At 71.4% G+C, this 7,305-nt stretch carries 2 protein-coding genes; both read left to right on the forward strand.

The window, feature by feature from the left end:
• Window positions 1-26 precede the first annotated feature (26 nt).
• Entirely contained in the window at window positions 27-1,439 is a 1,413-nt protein-coding gene (locus DEJ02_RS16115; protein ID WP_111033772.1) for a serine/threonine-protein kinase, read from the forward strand.
• On the forward strand, window positions 1,436-7,288 hold the full coding sequence (locus DEJ02_RS16120; RefSeq protein WP_111033773.1) for an Ig-like domain-containing protein: 5,853 nt from the start codon (window positions 1,436-1,438) through the stop codon (window positions 7,286-7,288). Before DEJ02_RS16115 ends, DEJ02_RS16120 begins: the two co-directional genes overlap by 4 nt.
• The last annotated feature ends 17 nt before the right edge of the window (window positions 7,289-7,305 follow it).

The following is a 7,305-nucleotide window of genomic DNA, read 5'->3' on the forward strand; positions in this document are numbered from 1 at the left end:
CCGCTCGGCCGGGGGAGGAGAGGACCATGGCGAGACGCCTGCCGTCCAACCCGCCCGTGATCGGCGGTTTCAGTCCTGTGCACGTCCTCGGGTCCGGTGGCTTCGCCGACGTCTTCCTCTACGAGCAGGACATGCCCCGACGACAGGTCGCGGTGAAGGTGCTGCTGGACGAGGTCGTCGACGACCGTGTCCGGCAGATGTTCCAGGCCGAGGCCAACCTGATGGCCCGGCTCAGCACGCACCCGTCGATCCTCACCGTCCTCCAGGCCAGCGTCGCCGCCGACGGTCGGCCCTACCTGGTCATGGAGCTCTGCTCCTCGTCCCTCAGTGAGCGCTACCGCCGCGAACCGATCCCGGTGTCCGAGGTGCTGTCGATCGGCATCCGCATCGGGTCGGCGCTCGAGACCGCACACCGTGAGGGCGTGCTGCACCGCGACATCAAGCCGTCGAACATCCTGCTGACGGCCTACGGCAACCCCGTGCTCTCCGACTTCGGCATCGCCGCGACGATCGGGGGTACCGACCCCGACGAGCCGATCGGCATGTCGATCCCGTGGTCCGCGCCCGAGGTCCTGATCGACGAGTCGCGCGGCACGATCCAGTCCGAGGTGTACTCGCTCGCGGCGACCGTGTACTCGCTCCTCGCCGGGCGCAGCCCGTTCGAGGTCCGCGGCGGCAAGAACGGTGCGAACGAGCTGATGCACCGGATCGACAAGGGCGGCGTGAAGCCCACCGGTCGCACCGACGTGCCGCCCTCGCTGGAGCGCCTGCTCGCCTCGGCGCTGTCCCGCAAGCCGCAGGGCCGCCCCGCGACGGTGATCGAACTCGTCCGCGGGTTCCAGCAGGTCGAGGCCGAGCTCGGCATCCCGCAGACGTCCGCCGACGTCGCGGTCGAGGCCTGGGCGATCTCGACGCCGACCCCGCACGGTGAGCGCACCGTGATCCGTGAACTGCAGCCACCCACCCGGGTCGGCGGGCGTCGTCGCACCCGCCGCGCGGTGCAGGGCGGGGTCGTGGCCGGAGGGTCGCACAGCGTCGGCACCGTGCACCGCACCGGGTCCGTGACGCGTGCCCGGCGCCGGACCCGTTCGACCCTGGTCTGGGCGACGTCCCTCGCCGTCGTCGTGGTCGCCGCACTGGCGATCGCCACGGTCGTCGTCGTCGGTCGGCTCGGCGCCGGGGCGATCCCGGTCGTGGCCGAGGTCCGAGCCGCGCCGTCGCCGCAGTCCGTGTCCTTCAGCTGGACAGACCCCGGGCTGCGCAGCGGTGACACCTACGTCATCTCCTCCAACGGGTCGTCGAGCCAGCAGACCGGCACGACGTTCGTCGTCTCGGGCGAGCGCGGCGACGAGGAGTGCATCGCCGTCGCCGTGAACCGCGACGGCAAGACGGGTGCCGCGAGCGCGCAGAAGTGCGCGACGATCGGGAGCGCCGGGTGATCCGCGCCCTCCTCGCGAAGCACCGCTCCGCCGCCGTGACGACCGGTGCCTCGGTGCTCGTCGCCGCCGTCGTCGCGACCACCGCCCTCGTCTCCACCGGGTACCACACGCAACGCGTCGACCTCGGCGACGGCACGGTCTGGGTGCCCTCGGCCGAGTACGGCGCGGTCGGCCGGGCGAACACCGGCATCCTGCAACTCAACACCGCGGTCGAGACGGCCAGCGACGACCTGTCCGTGCTGCAGCGCGGCTCCACGGTGTACAGCGTGGACGAGACCAAGGGCACGGTCGCCCGGGTCGACGTCGCCGACGCCACCGTGGGTGATGCGATCACGCTGCCGGCGGGAGCGCCCCAGGTCTTCTTCGCGGGCGACACCGCGGTCATCGGCAACGCCGACACGGGCGAGCTCTGGGCGACCCCCGCGAACGACCTCGCCGAGTTCGACGCGTCGGCCAAGGCCGACCTGACCCTGGGCGCCGACACGGTCTTCGACGCCTCCGACGGCCACGTCGCGGTCTATTCCGCGAAGACCGGGACGGCGTCGCTGGTCGACGTCGGCACGACACTCACCGTCGCCGAACGGTGGAAGGTCGACATGGACCGGGGCGACGACTTCCAGGTCGCCACGTTCGACGGTCACCTCGCCGTGCTCGACCGCACGAGCGGTGCCCTGTCGGTCGACGGCCGCACCGTCGATCTCGGCGACCGGGTGGGGTCGTCGCCGGCCCTCCAGCGGTCCTCCGACAGCACGGCCCAGGTCACGGTCGCGGGCACGGCGGGCCTGGTCCGTGTCAGCGCCTCCGGCACCGTGGACGCCACCGCGCTCCAGGTGGCCGGACGAGCCGCGCGGCCCTACGTCGACGGCTCCTGCACGTACGCGGCGTGGGCGGGCGGACAGGCGATCGACACGTGTGACGGCAACGCGCTGCAGCGGCTGGCGAGCACCGGCGGCACGAGCGAACTGCAGATCCTGCACAACGGCGACACCGTCGTCGCCAACGACCCGACGAGCGGCCGTTCCTGGGCGATCGACCGGAGCGGGCAGCTCATCGACAACTGGGCCGACCTGATCAAGCAGGACGACGAGCAGCAGCAGGAGCAGGTCTCCGACGACGACCCCGAGGTCGACAAGGACCAGAAGCCGCCGGTGGCGGTGGACGACGAACTGGGCGCTCGTCCGGGACGCACCACGAGCCTCCCGGTCCTGCTGAACGACTACGACCCGAACGGTGACCCGATCATCGTGAGCGAGGTCGGCGCCATCTCGAAGTCCGCCGGCCGCGTCGCGATCGTCGGCGACGGTCAACGCCTGCAGGTCACGCTGTCGTCGCGCGCCACGGGGACCGTGACGTTCCCGTACACGATCACCGACGGCAACGGCGGATCAGACACCGCGACCGTCCGGATCAGCGTGCGCCCCGACAGTCAGAACGAGGCGCCGCGGCAGGTCCGTGACACCTCGGCCGACGTCGTCCAGAACGGGCATGTCGTCTCGAACGTCCTCGGCGACTGGGTCGACCCGGACGGCGACCCGGTGTACCTGGAGTCGGCGACCGCGTCGAACGGCGACCGGGTGTCCACCACGCCGGACGGCCTGCTCGACTTCCGGAACGACAGCGGCCGGACCGGCGAGCGCTCCGTGCAGCTGGTCGTGAGCGACGGACGTGCCGACGGCCGGGGTGCCGTGACGGTCCGGGTCGCCAAGCAGGGCACCGTCCCGCTGCGCGCCGATCCGTTCCCCGTGTCCGGGTACGCCGGCAAGGCCTTCACGGTCGAGCCGCTCGACCACGTGCGCGGTGGCAACGGCACCGTGACGCTGACGAGCGTGTCGTCGGCGTCCGGGCTCACCGTCACCCCGAGCTACGACGCCGGGACCTTCCGGGTGCAGGGGGAGCGGGCGGGCGACCACCAGCTCGAGTACACGGTGACCGACGGCGTCAAGACCTCGAGCGGCATCGTCCGGGTGACCGTCCTCGCGCCACCGGACGCCTCGACGGCGCCGATCACCACGCCGAAGACGGTGTTCGTCAACACCCTGTCCACCAAGGACACGGACGTCACCGCCACCGACATCGACCCGGCGGGCGGGGTGCTGCTCGTGACGGCGCTCGACGGACCCCCACGGGGCAGCGGGGTGCAGGCGAGCATCCTCGACCAGCACACGGTCCGTGTCACGCTCACGGCGCCCCTCGACGGCCCGGTCTCGTTCGGGTACACGGAGACGAACGGCCTGGCGTCGTCACCCGGCACGATCACGGTCGTCGAGATCCCGAAGCCCGACCGCATCCAGCCACCGGTCGCCCAGCCGGACAGCGCCACCGTCCGTGTCGGTGACGTCGCGAACATCGACGTGCTCGACAACGACACCCAGCCCGAGGGCGAGCCGTTGACGCTGCAGCCCGAACTGGTGCAGAACGTCCCCGGTGACGGCGGCCTGCTGTTCGTCTCCGGCGACCACCTGCGGTACCTCGCCCCGAAGACGCCGGGCAACTACACCGCCGTCTACCGGGTCGCCGGCCCGGACGGCCAGTACGCCGACGCCGCGGTGTCGATCTCGGTGCGCGAACGCGACGCCGCCACGAACAACCCGCCCGTCCCGCAGACCGTCACCGCGCGCGTCGTCGCCGGGTCGTCGGTGCGTGTCAGCGTGCCGTTGAACGGGATCGACCCGGACGGCGACTCCGTCCAGCTGGTCGGCGTGGGCTCCAACCCCGACAAGGGGTCGGTCTCGGACGTCGCCTCGGACGCCCTTACCTACGAGGCGGGCGACTACTCGGCCGGCACCGACGAGTTCACCTACACCGTCGTCGACGCCCTCGGGGCCCGTGCCACCGGCACCGTACGGGTCGGCATCGCACCCCGCGCCGAGCAGGCCTCGAACCCCGTGGCCGAGGCCGACCACGTCACGATCCGCCCCGGTGGGTCGGTGACGGTGCGCGTCCTGCAGAACGACTCCGACCCCGAAGGCGGGCAGCTGACCGTCGCGCAGGCCGAGCCGACGGCAGAGGACGTCACCGCCAAGGTCCTCCGGAAGCAGCAGATCCGCGTCACGCCTCCGGAGTCGGCGAAGAGCGGTGACTTCGCGGTGCTCTACACCGTCGCGAACAGCAGCGGGGGATCGAGCACGGCCTTCCTCACGGTGACCGTCGACCCCGACGCGCAGCCGCTCCGGCCCGAGGTCGACGACACGACCCTCGACCTACAGGACATCCTGCACCGGCAGAGCGTGACCGTCGACGTGCTCGACAACGTCTTCTTCGCCGAGGGCACCGCGGCCGACCTCCGGGTCGGGGTCGTCCCCGGCTACGGCGACACCGCGACGCCCACCGACGACGGCCGCATCACCGTCCGGTTGACCGACGACTCGCAGGTGATCCCGTTCTCGGTCGCCCGGGCCGACCACCCGGACATCGTCTCCTACGGCTTCATCAACGTGCCGGGCTTCGACGACGCCCTGCCCCAGATCAACCGCAGCGCCGGTGCGGTCACGGTGAAGAGCGAAGCCACCGTCCGCATCCCGCTGCAGGACTTCGTCGTGACGGCGAACGGGGAGACCGCGAAGATCACCGACCGTGGCACGGTCAAGGCCACCCACGGCAACGGGCAGAGCCTGGTGGTGGACTCGTCGACGCTGCAGTTCACGTCGTCGAAGCTCTACTACGGCAAGGCGTCGATCTCGTTCGAGGTCACCGACGGGTCGTCGGCGAACGGCGGCAAGGGCCGCGTCGCCACCCTCGTGCTCCCGATCACGGTCACACCCCGGTCGAACCAGCCGCCGGCGTTCACGGGCTCCTCGGTCGAGATGCAGCCGGGCGAGACGCGCAAGATCGACCTGACGAAGCTGACCGACTACCCGTACCCCAGGGACCTGCCCGAGCTCCGGTACTCGATCGTCGGCCGGCCCGCCGCGGGGACGACCGCGTCGATCGCGAAGCAGCAGCTCACGATCTCGGTCGCCGACACCGCGAAGAAGAACACCACCGCGTCGATCGGGATCGGTGTCGCGGACGACGCCAACGCCGGTCGCGCCGGCACCGTCACCGTCGGCGTCGTCGCCTCCACCCGTCCCGTGGTCCAGCCCGGTGCCGACCGGTCGGTGACGAAGCGCGGGGCGACCACCACCATCGACGTGCTCACGAACGACCAGCCGACCAACCCGTTCCCGGGTGAGCGGTTGCGCGTCGTGAACATCCGGGGCCTGTCCGGCGGGCTGCCGAGCGGTGTCACCGTGACCCCGAGCGGTGACCGTACGCGCCTGCAGGTCTCGGTCGCCGACACTGCGAAGCCCGGTGACGCCCACCTGCAGTACCAGGTGGCGGACGCGACGAACGACCCCGACCGGTACGTCTGGGGCGACGTCACCATCTCGGTGCAGGACGTCCCGGACGCTCCGGGTGCACCCACCCGCACCGGTTCCTACGACGGCGGTCAGGTCACGCTCACGTGGTCGACCCCGCAGGGCAACAACTCGCCCATCACGGGCTACCGGGTCGTCGGGACCAACGGCGTCTCGAAGAACTGCGGGACCGCGACGGTGTGCACGCTGACCGGACTCGACCCGAAGGCGTCGTACCGGTTCCAGGTCGTGGCGACCAACGCGATCGGTGACTCGAAGCCCTCGTCCCGCTCGGGTCCGATGAGTGCGGACTTCGTGCCGGCGCCCCCGAAGGGCATCACGGTCACGCCGAGCAAGGCGACACCGAACCAGCTCGACGTCAAGTGGGGCAAGGTGTCCGCGCCGAACAACGGCAGCGCGGTCGACGACTACATCGTCACGGTCGAGGGCCCGGGCCTGTCGACCACGCGGCACACCGGTACCGCCACGAACACCTCGTTCACCGGCGCCCAGAGCGCTGCCCAGTACAAGGTCACCGTGTCCGCTCGCAACGACGCCGACCGCAACGGCACCGTCGTGCAGTGGAACTCCGCGTCCGCCACCGGCAGTGCCGTCGGGACGCCGGGCAAGCCGACGAACCTCCAGGCGGTCGCCGGGGACCAGGCGGACTCGTCCGGCCGGTCGACGGTGACCGTGAGCTGGAGCGCCGGCGACGCCGCCGGCGGGACCGGCCTGCGGTACGCCGTGTTCCGATCCGGCAACGTGGACTGTGCTGCTCCGCCCTCGAACTCGCTCGGCAGTTCGAGTCCGACGCGCGACTCGGGCGTCGGCGGCGGCTCGACCCGGTACGCGGTGACCGTGACCAACGGCTACTTCTGCAACGTCGAGTACGTCGACGCCGTGACCTACGAACGCCCGTCGGGTACGAGCCGACCGGACGTCCGCACCACTGAGACGAGCGCCAACATCTGGAACGTGACCCTGACGGCGCCGTCACGGCCCGCGGATCACTACCAGCTCGAGACCGGTGGGCAGGCCGTGACGCTCCAGCCCGGCCAATCGTGGACGGGCGTTCCCGGCGCCGGTGGCCGGAACATCTCTTCCCAGCTGGTCCTCCGTGCCTGTGGAGGCCCGGGGAGCTCGTTCTGCACCACCGACGACCAATCGTGGACCGGCGCCGCGGCGGCGTTCGACACCCGGCTCTCCATCACGACGGCCCAGCAGGGCCAGCCCCTGTCGGTGGCCGGTCCCAGCGGCGGGACCGTCCGGTACACCGCCTACTGGTACCTCGATGACGACGGCAACCTCCCGATTGGGTTCCCGGCCGGCTGGAACGCCGGTGAGACGGCACCGACTCCTCCGCTGGGTGCGAAGTCGGTGAAGGTCCGCGCCACCGTCACGACGTCCGATGGTTCGAACCTGTCGCAGACCGGTGATGCGACCGAGGCCTTCGTCATCGCGGACGCACCCGACCCGGAACCGACCCCCACGCAACCCGCCCCCGGCGGCTGACGCCCGCGACCTGCCCC

It is taken from the genome of Curtobacterium sp. MCLR17_042 (genome assembly GCF_003234695.1).
Classification (GTDB): domain Bacteria; phylum Actinomycetota; class Actinomycetes; order Actinomycetales; family Microbacteriaceae; genus Curtobacterium; species Curtobacterium flaccumfaciens.

What these genes read in the sequence shown, in the direction of transcription:
- DEJ02_RS16115 (WP_111033772.1), top strand. Translation starts at nt 27, where the DNA reads ATGGCGAGACGCCTGCCGTCCAACCCGCCCGTGATCGGCGGTTTCAGT.